Annotated in this window: 11 protein-coding genes; all 11 read right to left on the bottom strand. The window is 42.0% G+C overall.

Translation table 11 applies throughout. From position 1 onward, the window contains the following. Positions 1–30: 30 nt before the first annotated feature. Positions 31–546 (bottom strand): DUF305 domain-containing protein, encoded by a 516-nt coding sequence (locus IEV85_RS24205; protein WP_229712730.1) that lies wholly within the window; start codon positions 544–546, stop codon positions 31–33. 92 nt (positions 547–638) lie between these two features. Then, positions 639–2,993 carry a multicopper oxidase domain-containing protein gene (locus tag IEV85_RS24200; RefSeq protein WP_188467855.1) on the bottom strand — a complete coding sequence of 785 codons (2,355 nt, stop codon included), beginning with the start codon at positions 2,991–2,993 and terminating at the stop codon, positions 639–641. A 21-nt stretch (positions 2,994–3,014) separates the two neighbouring features. Continuing rightward, positions 3,015–3,518, bottom strand: coding sequence for a YybH family protein (locus tag IEV85_RS24195; RefSeq protein ID WP_229712729.1), 504 nt, complete (start codon positions 3,516–3,518; stop codon positions 3,015–3,017). 20 nt (positions 3,519–3,538) lie between these two features. Continuing rightward, positions 3,539–3,976: a heme-binding domain-containing protein gene (locus IEV85_RS24190; RefSeq protein WP_188467854.1), complete on the bottom strand. Its 438-nt coding sequence runs from the start codon at positions 3,974–3,976 to the stop codon at positions 3,539–3,541. Between the two features lie 8 nt (positions 3,977–3,984). Further along, positions 3,985–4,557: a DUF3347 domain-containing protein gene (locus tag IEV85_RS24185; RefSeq protein WP_229712728.1), complete on the bottom strand. Its 573-nt coding sequence runs from the start codon at positions 4,555–4,557 to the stop codon at positions 3,985–3,987. Positions 4,558–4,655: 98 nt separating this feature from the next. Continuing rightward, complete coding sequence (locus IEV85_RS24180) at positions 4,656–5,174, bottom strand: DUF3347 domain-containing protein (protein ID WP_188467852.1); 519 nt, start codon at positions 5,172–5,174, stop codon at positions 4,656–4,658. A 167-nt stretch (positions 5,175–5,341) separates the two neighbouring features. Further along, positions 5,342–6,034, bottom strand: coding sequence for a hypothetical protein (locus IEV85_RS24175; RefSeq protein ID WP_188467851.1), 693 nt, complete (start codon positions 6,032–6,034; stop codon positions 5,342–5,344). Continuing rightward, a complete protein-coding gene (locus IEV85_RS24170; RefSeq protein WP_188467850.1) occupies positions 6,031–6,612 on the bottom strand; it encodes a DUF2911 domain-containing protein in 582 nt (193 codons plus the stop codon). Before IEV85_RS24170 ends, IEV85_RS24175 begins: the two co-directional genes overlap by 4 nt. Positions 6,613–6,631: 19 nt before the next feature. Continuing rightward, positions 6,632–8,431: an efflux RND transporter periplasmic adaptor subunit gene (locus tag IEV85_RS24165; RefSeq protein ID WP_188467849.1), complete on the bottom strand. Its 1,800-nt coding sequence runs from the start codon at positions 8,429–8,431 to the stop codon at positions 6,632–6,634. Position 8,432: 1 nt separating this feature from the next. Beyond that, positions 8,433–9,680 (bottom strand): TolC family protein, encoded by a 1,248-nt coding sequence (locus IEV85_RS24160; RefSeq protein ID WP_188467848.1) that lies wholly within the window; start codon positions 9,678–9,680, stop codon positions 8,433–8,435. Further along, on the bottom strand, positions 9,677–13,501 hold the full coding sequence (locus IEV85_RS24155) for an efflux RND transporter permease subunit (protein WP_188467847.1): 3,825 nt from the start codon (positions 13,499–13,501) through the stop codon (positions 9,677–9,679). Before IEV85_RS24155 ends, IEV85_RS24160 begins: the two co-directional genes overlap by 4 nt. Between the last annotated feature and the right edge of the window lie 426 nt (positions 13,502–13,927).

Raw genomic sequence — 13,927 nt, 5'->3', positions numbered from 1 at the left:
ATTGAATAATTTTTAAGCTTAGTCCTCCTATTATTCAGTCAGGTTTCGTGTTTCTTCATCTAACTTACCTTCAAACTCAGGTAAGGGTCTGTTTTTCTTTTCCTCTTCTGTCTCCACCACACCATTTTCTCTGATGTCGTTGATCAACCATTGCATTTCCATAATTTCCCTGCGTTGGGCTTTAATAATTTCGTCAGCGAGTTTCCTTACCCGTACATCCTTTATTTGAGCACGCTCACTTGTCAAAATAGCAATTGAATGATGTGGAATCATTCCTTCCATGTAGTCAACACCCGTGACGGTTACCTGACTTCTCACCAATCCTATACCACCGGCAATCAATACGATACCCAAGCCGATGATTGCTATGTTTGCCCCTCGCTTTTTATACATATTCAGCATATACAGAAGCATTATGATGATCATGGAACCGGCCATGATCAGTGTCATAAAAAACCTGGTTTCGCTAAACCAGAAATGATCAATGATTTGATAAGAATGGGTGTACATTAGAAAGAACATGGCCACCATTGATGTGGCTATCATTGCGAAAAATTTAAGGTAATTGCTATCGTTTTTTTGTTTGTTTTCCATCTTTTTGGTTTTATAGTTTAATTGTTATAACCTTAATTTTTTAATCAAAATCTTATCGAGAGTCCTCCACCAGCACCGAAGCGATTGTCAAAACTACCCATTAGAGAAAAGTTTTTAGATAGGAGAAACTCCGCACCTGCGTTCCACACAATTTCCTGAGTATAGCCCACATTGCTCTCAAGATCATTTACCCAACCGGCATCTAGCTGATATTCATAATAGCCAAAAACAATAAATCTTGGGAAAAGCATTACAGATCGACCTATACCTACTCTTGGTCTCAATTCGTTATCAATTCGCAAGTCCACATTAAACATATAAGGGGTGAACAATCGAATACCGGCCACTGCCGTGGTTTTTATATCATTCAGACTATTTCGTGTGGTATTTTCAACATTTACACCCCCAAAGACACGCACATAATCGTAAAGATAATATTCATAAGAAAATTCAGTTTCTACATTTTCATTCCAGCCATATTCCAGCGAAAAATTGAACTGGTTTCGGATGTTGGATGAAACCACATTTAGTGCGCCAGTGTGGGAGGCAATATCAGCCATTCCCCAGGTATAAAACTGATTGGTTTCATGCACAAGTTTGGACACGGGATATGGCTCCATTCGTGGATCTCTTGGCGTATCATAGCTTACTACACGTGCCATACCACCCATCATATGATAAAGGATATGACAGTGGAAGAACCAGTCACCGTATTCATTTCCATAAAACTCAATCGTTACCTTTTGCATCGGTGGCACATTCACGGTATGCTTTAATGGTGAATAATCTCCATTCTCATTGATTACCCTGAAAAAATGACCATGTAAGTGCATTGGGTGGTGCATCATGGTAAGGTTATTGAAAGTAATCCTTGTTACTTCTCCTTCATTGATCTTAATCTTATCGGTTTCAGAAAGTGGTATGCCATTCATACTCCAGATATAGCGGCTCATATTACCTGTCAGATTTAAGAGAATTTCTTTTACGGGAACATCCTCCGAGTAGGTTGTATTTTCTGTAGACTTGAGGTAATCATAGTTATATTCAGAAAACATATTCATTCCGCCCATTTCTGCAGATTCCATATTGGTTGATGGTGGTGAGGTTTGCATCATTTTATCATCACCCATTCCGCTCATTTTAGTTTCTTCAGGATCGTCCTTTTTCATATCCATCCCCTGATGCATTGATATGTCACTTTTCGTGTTGTCCATGTTCATGCCGCTCATTCCATCCTTCATCTGCATTCCCCAGTTTCGCATCATTTTTTCAGGGTCAACTTTTTTTGGACGGAATTTCAGGGCTGGGGCTCCCATACGCATATCCATTTTGGACATTTGCTTCATCATTGCAATTTTATCTGGCCGGGGCACCGCAGGTGCTGGTAGCATTTCACCTTGCCCCAGAAATGCGGATGCGGTACCGGATCCATCTTGCGCAGTGATTTTAAATTCCATTTTGCCTTCTTCTGGAATAGTCACAATGAAATCATACGTTTCGGCTATGGCGATGAAGGTCTTGTTGTGGGCAACAGGCTCCACATTAAGACCATCGGCAGAAACAATAGTGGGATTTCCACCACCAAAGGTCATCCAAAACTGCGTTGAAGCTGCGCCATTGATAATCCGTAACCTTACTTTTTCACCTGGTTTGAAGTCAGGGTATTCTTGCTTTTGCTCGCCATTCACCAAAAAAGCCGGGTAATAAATATCTGCTATGTCGGCACTTTCCATTCTCTGCCTCCAAAAATTAAGCTGTGCACCCAGTGCTCCACGAGCGATTACCTGGTTCAGTGGCGTGGCCGTTCCTTTTCGCCAGTTATACCACTCCGTTCCTCTTTTTAGAAAACGAAGAACGCTCATTGGATTTTCATTTGTCCAGTCTGAAAGCACCATCACCAACTCTTTATCATATTCAAGGGGCTCTTCCTTTGGTTGAATGACAATAGAGCCGTAAACCCCACTTTGTTCCTGAAGCATGGTATGCGAATGGTACCAGTATGTACCGGATTGCTTTAAAGGGAATTCATATTTTTGGGTATGGCCCGGCTCGATGGGTGGAGTGGTCAAGTAGGGTACCCCATCATAAAAATTAGGTAAAAGCAGTCCATGCCAATGAACTGAGGTTTCCACGTCCATTTCGTTTTTTACGTAGATCACGGCATACTCTCCTTCAGTGAACCGGAGGGTAGGCCCGGGAATGCTGCCATTAACAGTCATTCCTTTAACATCTTTGCCGGCTTTGTTGACCATTTCCTGTTTAAGCGTGATCGTGTATTCCCTGACCGGAAGGTTATCCACATTTCCTTCACCTGACTTTTCTGTAAGGTTTTGAGCCTGCACTGAAAACACACTTGTCAACAGGATGCATATTAGAAGTGTAATTTTTAAATTTTTCATAATGTTCGAATTTATTGTTAATTATTTCACTGCTCTTGATGAGCTATGGGTTTTGATAATTTTCCATTCATCATCCATTTTTTTCAAAATTGATGTGGCCGTTGCTTTACGCTCGACCTTGCGGCCATCTTCCGTCAAAACAATGTTATAGATATAGGACTCAGTCGTGAATGCATAGGGCATATCCAACACTACCGATATTTCATATTCACTAAAAGTGAATGATTCAAAATGACCAAGTTCGGGCCCAATGTGATTGGCGATATAGTCTCGGTAGGTTCCTTCTATTTTTCCTTGTTCCAGTACCTCCGAATCCTCGGTGAACAATGCGTAGGAATCTGTCACATCCAAACTTTCCAGGGTTTCTTTGTAAGTCTTCATTACTTTTTTAACTGCCTGCACTTCTGTGGCTAAATCAATTACTTCTTCCTGTTTCATCTCAGTTTTCTGATTTTCATCCGAGGTGGGCGAATTACAAGAGGAAGCCAGTATTAAGGCTGTGAGTAGATATAAAAAATTCTTCATGGTGTTGCTTCTTTTAGTTATTAGGGATTTAGTTTTTCCAAATATTTAATTAATTGTTCCTTTTCATCATTGGTCAGTTCTGCCTCCGGATGCATCCAGAGGTATTCTTTCAGGGGCATCTTACCATCACTGATTTGTGAAATCATGGAGCGAATTTTTTCACGTTGCATTCGCCCGGAATATTCCTGAAAGGTGGAGAAGTTAAGTTCGTCCTTGCCCTCATCAATGTGCTGCTGCAGCAACCAGGCAAATGGCCGAACCCTGCCGTACCAGGGATAGTTTGTATTGTTGCTATGGCAGTCATAGCAAGAGGCTTTTATCATCTGCTGAATGTTAACAGGTGCCTCAATCGTTTGTAAAAAGTCCGTTTTTGGTACTTCATTGCTCTGATTTTTGGGCATAGGAATAAATTGTATCCCTATGCTCAAAATCAAAATAATTATAGCTGCCTTTTTCATGACCGCTCTTACAAGCTGATGACTTCCTGTACTTTGCCACACTTCATCATCTTAGCACCAAATAGTGGATTTTTAATTTCCTCACTGGCACTTAACCACATACCACCTTTGTTATCGTTGTACATAGGGCAATACTGGTAGTATAGGGCCCTGTCTGTACCGACAATAGCAGTCATATCTTTTATATCCTGGCTCAAGGCCTCAAAATGCTCTCTTTGATGCCCAATTTCGCTCTCTGCGATATGCTCACCGTGATTTTTGGCTACTTCCACAATCTCCTGCAGCTCAGTTTGCTTATCAGCATCAAATTGAGATATATCAAGACCTTCCAAAGCAGTAGCCAGTGTACCTCCCGCTTTGGCAGCTTCCTCTTGATTGTCATTCACAAGGGCATTCTTCACTGCCAGATAAGCATCAAGGACAGGTGTTATAGCTTTTCCACCTTCTTGATCATTGGTAGCTGTATTCTCTGCTTTTGCAGCCGTTTCCGCTGTGTTGTCAGCTGCTTTTTGTTCTGTTTTTGAGTTGTTGCATGAGATAATTGTCAATGCTAATCCGATTGTTAATAGTGTCGTTTTCATTTTTTTTGACTGTTTAGTGTCCATGGACAAAACGCAAACTTTTATTTTTTCAAAAATTTACGTCACGTCTTAAGATCTTATTTATTATTATTTAATAGTTACTTGATTGTTTCTTTTACACTTCCACACTTCAGCATTTTGTCCCCGAAGTATGGGTTTTTGATTTCCTTCTGATTTGAAAGCCAGTAGGCTCCTGAATTGTTATTTGCCATGGGGCAATACTCAAGGTATACTTCTCCCATTGAGAGTTCACCATCTTTCACTAAAGTGGTCATTTCATTACTCAACGAAGCGAAGGCTTTTCGCTGGTCATCCAAAGCAGTAGCCGAAACCACCTTTGTTACCTCTGCTTTAGCTGCCTGACCCTTGTCTACTTCGCCTAAAGACGCTTCCAGTTTAATTGCAGCCTTTTTGGCCTCATTCATCTGTGAAGCGACCAGGGCTTCTTTCAGGTGGATATAATGGCCGTAAGCCACGCCCAAATCTTTGTTTTTGAACATAGGATCCATTTTTTGGCCCATTTCCTTTTTGTCATCATGATTCCCATGATCGTGTTGCGCAAATGCTCCAAAGCTTACTAAAGCCAGAGCCATTATTAAAACTGTTTTTTTTCTCATTACACTTTTCATTTTATTGATTTTTTAAAGATTAAACATTTGAATAAGGGCTATCCCAGTCACCAGGAGAATTACTACACCCCAGATGATACGTCCAGCCCATTTTTTTTAATTTTGAAGGGGCTTTTTCATCCCCTGTTTTGCAACATTCTTTCATACGATGATACCTATAAAGCCTTTTTCTTAATTCTCTTTTTATTGGTCATAAAGAATAGAGTAAAGCCAGAGAGTACGGTTAGCAAACCAAAAACAGAAAATATTCTCAACAGCCAATTATTGAAGTCATCTCTGCCTTCGTAGTCCATGGTATGGCTCATCCATAAAAAATCAAACCATCTCCAGGCGCGATGCCTTACTCTTTGAAAACTTCCGTCTCTTTGAGACACATAGGCAGTCAGGTTTTCAGGGCTGTCAAACTCTATCTCCCATACAGGCAAAGGCCTGCCCCTATACTCGTGGTGTGACCCCACTTCGGTAAGCATCTCACTCGATTTGATCTCATATTGTTTAATAACGTGCTTTCTTGCTATCGACTCTGCCTCCTTCTTTGTGACACCATTCTTCTTCAAGCCAGTTTGACTGTGAATAAGCAGTGAGTCATTTATAAAGAAGTATGACTGCTCACCTATGAACCTCAAGGAGATATCATTGATCTGAACGGTGCTATCCAGTATGGGTAGTATGCCGATAGCTGCGGTATGATTTCGATGTTCTTCAATAAAATGATCACCGTGGATCTCATCTATATCGGTCCAACTAAAGTAAAGGCCGCTAATAGTCCAAAAAAGAAATTGCACTCCAATGATTACGCCTAACCACCGGTGCGTTTTTCTTACATAATATTGATTGTTCTTTCTCATTGAGCGTTATTAACTTCAAAAGAGATTTGCCTGTCAGCCCAACTTAAGGATATTCTGGCTGTGTTTTCTTCTAATACTTCCAGGTTATAGGTTAAAGTCTCAACGGGTTCTTCCAGCTGTTGGGAAATAGTGGCAAATCGTAAAATGTCTTTTTGCTGATTATAATCATCAGCCAAATGCATGTCCCAGACTTCATTTAATATGATCGTCCATTTCTCTTGTCCCGGTATAGTATAAAACCCATATTTGCCTGCCGGAATAAGCTTTTCATTAATAATTACATCTTCCTGAAAAGTAATGTTAGTTGCCTTGTGTGCACCCGCTACCCATACTTCATCATAAGCCACCAGCCCTCCAAATATCTGACGGTTTCTTACGCTCGGAGCACTATATTCAATGTGAATGTGGTTATCGCCTATATTTACCATAGCCGTTTGCTTAGGGCTTTTAGGTTTATTTTTATTGTCTTGCGATACATCTTCAGTATGATCGGAATGATTATTTTCATTAGAATTATGGTCTGATGTACCACAGCTCCAGAAAATTGTAACAAGTGTTATTAATATGAATTGTTTCATTTGAATATGGGGTTATAGATTATTTTAATATGTTTTCAACCTCTCCGCAAGTGAGCATAGATTCTCCGAAGTAGGGATTGCGAATCTCCTCTTCGGTGCTTAGCCAGTTAGCTCCTTTGTTATTATCCGCCATAGGGCAGAACTGCACATAGAGTGTTTTCTCCAATGGGTTGAAAGCTTTGGTCAAATCAATCATCCCTTCAGACACCTGTTGGAATGCTTTACGCACAGCCTCAATATCTTTCAAATGCTGTACGTGTTGCAAGGCATTTTTCAAATCACTGCTATAGTCCATCCACGCATTATGTGATGCTCCGGTAAAAATTGACATATTCACTGCATCCAGTTTTGCTTTCAACTCATTAGCCGCACGCTGAGCCTCAGCTAAATTGTCAGCTACTAGTGCATCCTTGAAATTCAGGTATTTCTCATAAAGAGGCTTTAATGCATCTTTAGCTTTTTGGTTGATTGAAACAGATTTTACTTCCGCTTTTTTCCCAGGTGTGGAGGTTGAAGAAGAAGCCGACATCTCCATACCCCCATGATTATGGCCTGTCATGGCCGGGCCACCCTCAGGGTTCATCATGCTCGGTTTCCCTGCCAGTTGAGCCGCTGCATCAATGCTGAAGGTGCCATTGACTGCTATTTCCTCACCTTCCTCCAGGCCACTCTCCACAATAAAGCTGTCACCTAAACCCGGCCCAAGCGTTACATCACGCATCATGAAACTTACTCCACTGCCGGAGGTATTTTTCACATAGACTACAGAGCGTTTACCCGTCCACATTACGGCTGTTTTCGGAACGATAACATTGTTGGACTTTTTCGGCAATGTAGCTTCTACCGTACCGGATGCAAACATTTCAGGTTTTAGCTGATTGTCTTTGTTGGGCACTTCTACCCGGGCTTTGGCTACCCGGGTTTTTGGATTAATTACCGGATCTAAAAAGCTTATCTTGCTTTCAAACGTTTGGCCCGGGAGTGATTGAACTGTAAACCGCACCTGGTCTCCCTTATTTATCCAGGGCATATCCGACTCATACACATCAAACAGCACCCATACGCGTGATAAATTTGCAATCTCATAAATAGGTTCCCCTCGCTTGATGTAGTCACCCACATTAACATTTTTGCTCAACACATAGCCTGAAATGTCTGCCGTAATTGGAAATTCATCGGAAGGGGTACCACTTTCTAATATTTTATCTATCTGACTGTCTGAAAGCTTCCAGTTTTTGAGTTTTGCCCGGGCTGATTTAAATAATTGTGGTTGTGTATCTTTGATTTTTTGCGCTTCAAACAATTCCTCCTGAGCAGTAACTAAATCAGGCGAATAGATATAGGCAATTACCTGTCCCCTGCGCACATATTCACCGGTGAAGTTAACATTCAGTCGTTCAATTCTACCTGGAATGTGACTGGATTGAGAGGAAACAAGCCGCTCATCTTCCTGTACCTTCCCGTTTAATCTAACTGTTTTCACTGGATCCATGGTACCCACAGTGGCAGTTCTAATATCAGCTAGTTGCATGGCGGTAGGCGACATACTTACTGCCATCGGGTCAAGTACTTCATCCTGATCATCCTCCAAAGGAATGAGGTCCATGCCACAAATAGGACAGTCTCCGGGTTCACTCTGACGGATCTGTGGGTGCATAGAGCAGGTCCATACGGTCTCTCCGGCTATTTCTGTCGTGTGCTGGTGCTCATCATCCATTTTACTCTCAGATGATGAACCACCAAAAATCAACCAACCCAGCAATAACCCTATTGCCAGTGTTGACAGTGCTATGATTATTATTTTTTTATTCGTATTCATCTTAATATGTTTTTGCAGTTAAGTAATTGAGTCTGGCCAGGGCAATTTGATACTGTGTTTCGGCCGTTGCCTTCATCTTTTCATATTTTAGTAACTGTTGCTGCATACGCAGCACTTCTTCAAACTCCTTTCCCGAATTGCCATATGCAGTAAAAAGCAGGTTAAGTGCTTGATTGGATTCCTGAATTTGTTGAGCATACAGCTCAAGCAACTCTTGCTGTTGTTGAATTTCAAACCAAGCCATTTCGTAGTTTGACGTAAGGGTATTGGCAAAATCCTCTTTTTGGAGCGCATAGCTTTCCTGCATGAGTTGTGCTTCTTTTACAGCTGCTTTGTATTTGCTTCGGAAAATGGGAATGCTGACAGAAACCATCGGCATCAAGGCATTTTTACCATTGTCTTGGGGAGCTGCCATATCAGAAGCCAGATCTGTACGTTCTCCGACCATTACATAATCCAGCCCTACTCCAAACTTTGGAAGCCCTTGCTTATAGGCTACCTCCTCACTGGCCTCACTGGAGGCTATTTTTAAGTCCAATTCTTCCAACATAGGGTTATTCGTAAGCAAAGAGTCCTTTCTGAAATTATCAGGCAAGGCTTGAGCAAAGAGAGAGTCCTCTACAATTACCAATGCGTCTTCCTCTCTGTTGAGCAGTTTATTAAACCGGGTCAGCAGAGGAGCTTCCTTATCGTTCAGAATAGAAAGGTTGCTTGTGGCATCTTTCAACATAATATCAACACGCAAGAAGTCAACCATAGTACCGGCTCCATTTTCAAACTTCTTATTGGTAATGGTTTTATAGGACTCCAGTATTTCAATATTCTCCCGCTCAATTTCTTTCCATTGATTGAGCTCATAAAGCGGATAGTATGCTGCTGCGACCTGATAATACAAGCGGTTCCTGGCATCCAGAAAAGACTGGTATTTAGCTTCAGCCATCAAAGCCGCAGCATCACCCTGTGCTTTCAAGGTACCAAACCAGGGAAACATCTGTGTTAAAGAAAACCTGGCCCGTTGCGGTCCCACCCTCGTTTCTACCGGTGAAATGAAATAGCCAAAAGAGAAATTAGGATCCGGCAAAGTATTTACCTGTTCCACTTTCTGAATGGCCGCTTCAAATTCCCGGTATTTCGCCTGTAGACCGGGATTGTTTTCTGCTGCTATTTTTAAATAGTCATCCAGGGTCTGCGCTTCACTCACGCTGGTTCCGAGAAAAACAAGTATTATGATATTTACAATGATCTTCATGATTGTATCTTATTAAGTTTTTTTTCCTCTCTAATACAGTATAAAACCGGCACTATAAAGTAGGTGACCGCAGCGAAGAACATACCTCCAAATGCGGGAATAGCCATCGGGATCATGATGTCAGCACCACGTCCTGTTGAGGTTAGTATAGGAAGCAAAGCAATGATGGTTGTGGCAGACGTCATCACAGCTGGTTTTATTCTTCGTTGACCAGCTTCCACTGTTGCCGCTCTTATTCCTTTCAGATTATCTGTTTTATTTCTATCAAAACTTTGATCTAAATAAGTTGCCATTAACACACCATCATCTGTAGCAATGCCAAACAAGGCAATAAAGCCTACCCAAACAGCCACGCTCAAATTGATAGTGTGTATCTGGAACAGGTCACGGAAATTGGTGCCGAATATGGAGAAGTCCGCAAACCAGGTCTGGCCATACAGCCATAACATGATAAAGCCTCCGCTAAATGCCATGGCAATACCAGTAAATACCATCAATGAAGTGGCTACAGATTTGAATTGGAAGTAGAGAATAAGGAAGACAATACCTAGAACAAGTGGTACTATAATAGTCAGCCTTTTCTCTGCCCGCACCTGATTTTCATAACTCCCAGAGAACTTATAGCTGATCCCGGCAGGAACGACTAAATCACCTGTATCTATTCTTTCCTGAATAGCTGCCTGGGCATCATTCACCACTCCAACTTCCGAGTATCCGTCCCTTTTGTCAAATAGTACATAACCCACCAAAAAGGTTTCCTCACTTTTGATCGCCTGTGGTCCCCTCACATACTCAAAGTCCACCACCTGGCTGATCGGTATTTGTGCTCCTGTAGGTGTAGGCAAAAGGATTTTACCCAATGCTTCAGGATCGTCCCTGAGTTCGCGTGGATAACGTACCCTCACTGGAAAACGCTCCCTTCCTTCCACAGTTGAAGTAATTTTCATTCCTCCAATGGCTGTTTCAATGGTCTGCTGTACATCTTCCACATTAAGCCCATAGCGTGAAATCTCATCCCTGTTGATGTTAAGATGAAGATAGGGCTTACCTACAATTCTGTCGGCAAACACGGCTTCCGCTTTTACCGAAGGAACATTTTTAAGCACTTCCTCCAGTTGCAGCCCAAAGTCTTCTATCGTTTTCAGATCCGGACCATATACTTTGATACCCATGGGGGCTCGCATACCTGTTTGTAGCATCACCAAGCGGGTTTCAATAGGCTGCAGCTTAGGTGCTGAAGTTACTCCCGGTATTTTGGTGACCTTAACAATTTCATTCCAGATATCATCTGGAGATTCAATTTGCGGCCGCCAGTTGCGGAAATAATTCCCGTTATCATCAGGGATGAGTTCCTCCAAAACAACACCTCGGTTAATGGCTTCTTCATTAGAAAGGCTATCACCGCTATTGAGTATGAAGCGATCTTTCTTATCAACTTTGAACCTTATTCGGTGCCCTTTTTCACTGAGCATGTACTCCGGTTTATAGTTGATGACATTTTCGTACATGGAAATAGGTGCCGGATCAAGGGCAGATTCTACCCGTCCTAATTTGCCTACCGTTAATTCTACTTCCGGGATGTTGGTCAGGAGCATATCCAATTGACCAACTACTTTACGGTTGAACTCAATACCGGAATGTGGCATGGAGGTGGGCATGAGCAAGAAACTTCCTTCGTCCAGAGAAGGCATAAATTCTTTTCCTACACCCGGGAAAGTATGGGTCAAGCCTGACCAAACTGTAGTTGTCCGGACATCCCAGCCGAGATTGTCCAATGCTTTAGGAATAAACCCGAAAATGGTATTAAAACCCAACCAAACATTAGCGCCAAGCAAAATCAAGAAAGTAGGTATCAATAAAAAAGTTATTTTATTATCCAGGCACCATTTTAATATAGATTTGTAGTAATATTCTAAAAGCGTGAACGACCCCAGGATAAATCCTACCAATAAGGTCACAAAAACAAAGTTGAGTAACAGAGACTTTGAGGCTCCTAGCGGTAGCCAGTATTTAGCTAAAAGCCAGGTTACGCCAATTAGTACAATGATCAGCTCGGCATAATTGAAGAGAAATAATACAGGCCTGGAAAAGCGTTCCTTTTTAGCGTCAAAGATATTCTTTACAATTGCGATTGCACCAAACAGTACCAGCAGTACACCACCCCATATCTGAGCGGTAAAGAGCCCTGTAATTCCAAATAATACTAATGCATAACCACCATATTTCTTAAGAAACCTATTATTGATTTTGAACCCAAAGAACCAATGTGCCAAGGTAGGCATGATCAATAGACTCACCAACAGCGCAGCTACCAAAGCGAAGGTCTTTGTGAATGCCAAAGGCCCAAATAACTTTCCTTCGGCAGCTTGCATGGTAAAGACCGGAATGAAGCTGACAATTGTGGTAGAAACAGCGGTGAGAATAGCGGTACCCACTTCTGAAGCTCCATTATAAATGGTATCTATCAGTTTTTGACCGGGAGGAGCTTCATCTATATGTTTAATAATGTTTTCAGAAAGTATAACTCCCAAATCCACCATCGTACCAATGGCAATGGCAATACCTGAAAGTGCAACTATGTTGGCATCAACACCAAAATAGCGCATGGCTATAAATACCATCAATACCGCAATCGGCAGGATACTTGAAATGAGAAATGAAGCCCTGAGATTATACACCATCACGATCACTACCAAAATGGTAATGAGCACTTGAAGCGAAATGGCTTCTTCCAGGGTTCCCAATGTTTCATAAATAAGCTCGGAGCGGTCATAAAACGGAACGATAGTCAACTGGCTTTCCCTTCCATCTGCCAACGTTTTTTTAGGCAGTCCCGGGGCTATTTCTTTGATCTTATCCTTGACGTTGTTAATGACCTGCAAGGGATTGGCACCATAGCGGGCCACCACTACGCCACCTACCACTTCAGCACCATCTTTATCCAGCAGGCCTCTACGGGTGGATGGCCCCAGGGTAACTACACCTATGTCTTTAATACGGATGGGAACATTTTCCTGAACGGCAACTACGGCCTTTTCAATGTCTTCTACTTTTTTGATGTAACCCAAACCACGCACCAGGTATTCTGCCTTGTTTATTTCAATGGTTTTAGCCCCCACGTCTTTGTTTGATTTCTGTACCGCCTGCATTACTCTATGCAATGGGATATCATAGGCTTTTAGAGCATCAGGGTTAACATCAATCTGATATTCCTGTACAAAGCCACCAATAGAAGCCACTTCCGAAACGCCTTCTGTTGCGTTTAATCCATATTTGACGTAGAAGTCTTGTACGGTACGGATTTCGTGGAGATCCCATCCTCCGGTAGGGTTTCCATCCTTATCTCTGCCCTCAATGGTATACCAATACACCTGGCCCAGCGCAGTGGCATCAGGCCCGAGTGCAGGCTGGACCCCTTCCGGTAATAAGCCGGAAGGCAAGGAACTTAGTTTCTCAAGGATACGGGAACGTGACCAGTAAAACTCTACATCTTCACTGAAAATAATGAAGATACTGGAAAAGCCAAATATAGAAGAACTCCGTATAGATTTTACGCCCGGAATACCTAATAAATAGGTAGTCAGCGGATAGGAAATTTGGTCTTCTATGTCTTGTGGTGATCGGCCCTGCCACTGGGTAAAGACAATCTGTTGGTTTTCTCCTATATCCGGAATAGCATCTACCGGAACGGGATCAGAAGGTAATGCGCCTATCTGCCAACCGAAAGGGGCGGTCACAATGCCCCAGGCAATGAAGCCAATTAAGATGAGAACGGTAACTAACTTGTTCTCAAGAAAGTATTTAATGATTTTATTAAGCATGATTTCATTCAATTTTCTTTGAAACTGTTTTGAGAAAAGCGCACGCCAAAGCATGCACTTGGGGCGTAGCAAGACGCTACGACTCAGTGAAAAATTTGAATGAAATGCTTAAATAAGGAAGGACTGAACGAGCACAGGTATGTCACGCTCAATCAGTGGGGGGGAATAGTCGTTAAACGTATAGTGATCAACGGTAGTGTCACTAAAAAGAAACGAAACCACAGCGTAGATAACTGCAATCATTTGAAAATCAGGAACCGCAACTTTGGTCACTTGCGTAAGGTCTTCATGACCCTCAATTAGGATCAATCTGAAAATCTGGGGATTTATAGATGAAGGATTAACTTTGCACAAAAAAAAAGTTAAAGTGGATCAGGGTTTAATTGAGTTGTTTTTGCCTGAAGGCATTCTTGAGTACTTCCAGGT

The sequence above is a fragment of the Marivirga lumbricoides genome, assembly GCF_014636295.1.
Classification (GTDB): Bacteria; Bacteroidota; Bacteroidia; order Cytophagales; family Cyclobacteriaceae; genus Marivirga; species Marivirga lumbricoides.
Note: the sequence above shows the minus strand (reverse complement) of the source record. Positions and strands in the feature narration are given on the sequence as shown.

What these genes read in the sequence shown, in the direction of transcription:
- IEV85_RS24195 (WP_229712729.1), bottom strand. Translation starts at nt 3,518, where the DNA reads ATGAAGAATTTTTTATATCTACTCACAGCCTTAATACTGGCTTCCTCT.
- IEV85_RS24160 (WP_188467848.1), bottom strand. Translation starts at nt 9,680, where the DNA reads ATGAAGATCATTGTAAATATCATAATACTTGTTTTTCTCGGAACCAGC.
- IEV85_RS24185 (WP_229712728.1), bottom strand. Translation starts at nt 4,557, where the DNA reads ATGAAAACGACACTATTAACAATCGGATTAGCATTGACAATTATCTCA.
- IEV85_RS24165 (WP_188467849.1), bottom strand. Translation starts at nt 8,431, where the DNA reads ATGAATACGAATAAAAAAATAATAATCATAGCACTGTCAACACTGGCA.
- IEV85_RS24205 (WP_229712730.1), bottom strand. Translation starts at nt 546, where the DNA reads ATGATAGCCACATCAATGGTGGCCATGTTCTTTCTAATGTACACCCAT.
- IEV85_RS24180 (WP_188467852.1), bottom strand. Translation starts at nt 5,174, where the DNA reads ATGAGAAAAAAAACAGTTTTAATAATGGCTCTGGCTTTAGTAAGCTTT.
- IEV85_RS24170 (WP_188467850.1), bottom strand. Translation starts at nt 6,612, where the DNA reads ATGAAACAATTCATATTAATAACACTTGTTACAATTTTCTGGAGCTGT.
- IEV85_RS24200 (WP_188467855.1), bottom strand. Translation starts at nt 2,993, where the DNA reads ATGAAAAATTTAAAAATTACACTTCTAATATGCATCCTGTTGACAAGT.
- IEV85_RS24155 (WP_188467847.1), bottom strand. Translation starts at nt 13,501, where the DNA reads ATGCTTAATAAAATCATTAAATACTTTCTTGAGAACAAGTTAGTTACC.
- IEV85_RS24190 (WP_188467854.1), bottom strand. Translation starts at nt 3,976, where the DNA reads ATGAAAAAGGCAGCTATAATTATTTTGATTTTGAGCATAGGGATACAA.
- IEV85_RS24175 (WP_188467851.1), bottom strand. Translation starts at nt 6,034, where the DNA reads ATGAGAAAGAACAATCAATATTATGTAAGAAAAACGCACCGGTGGTTA.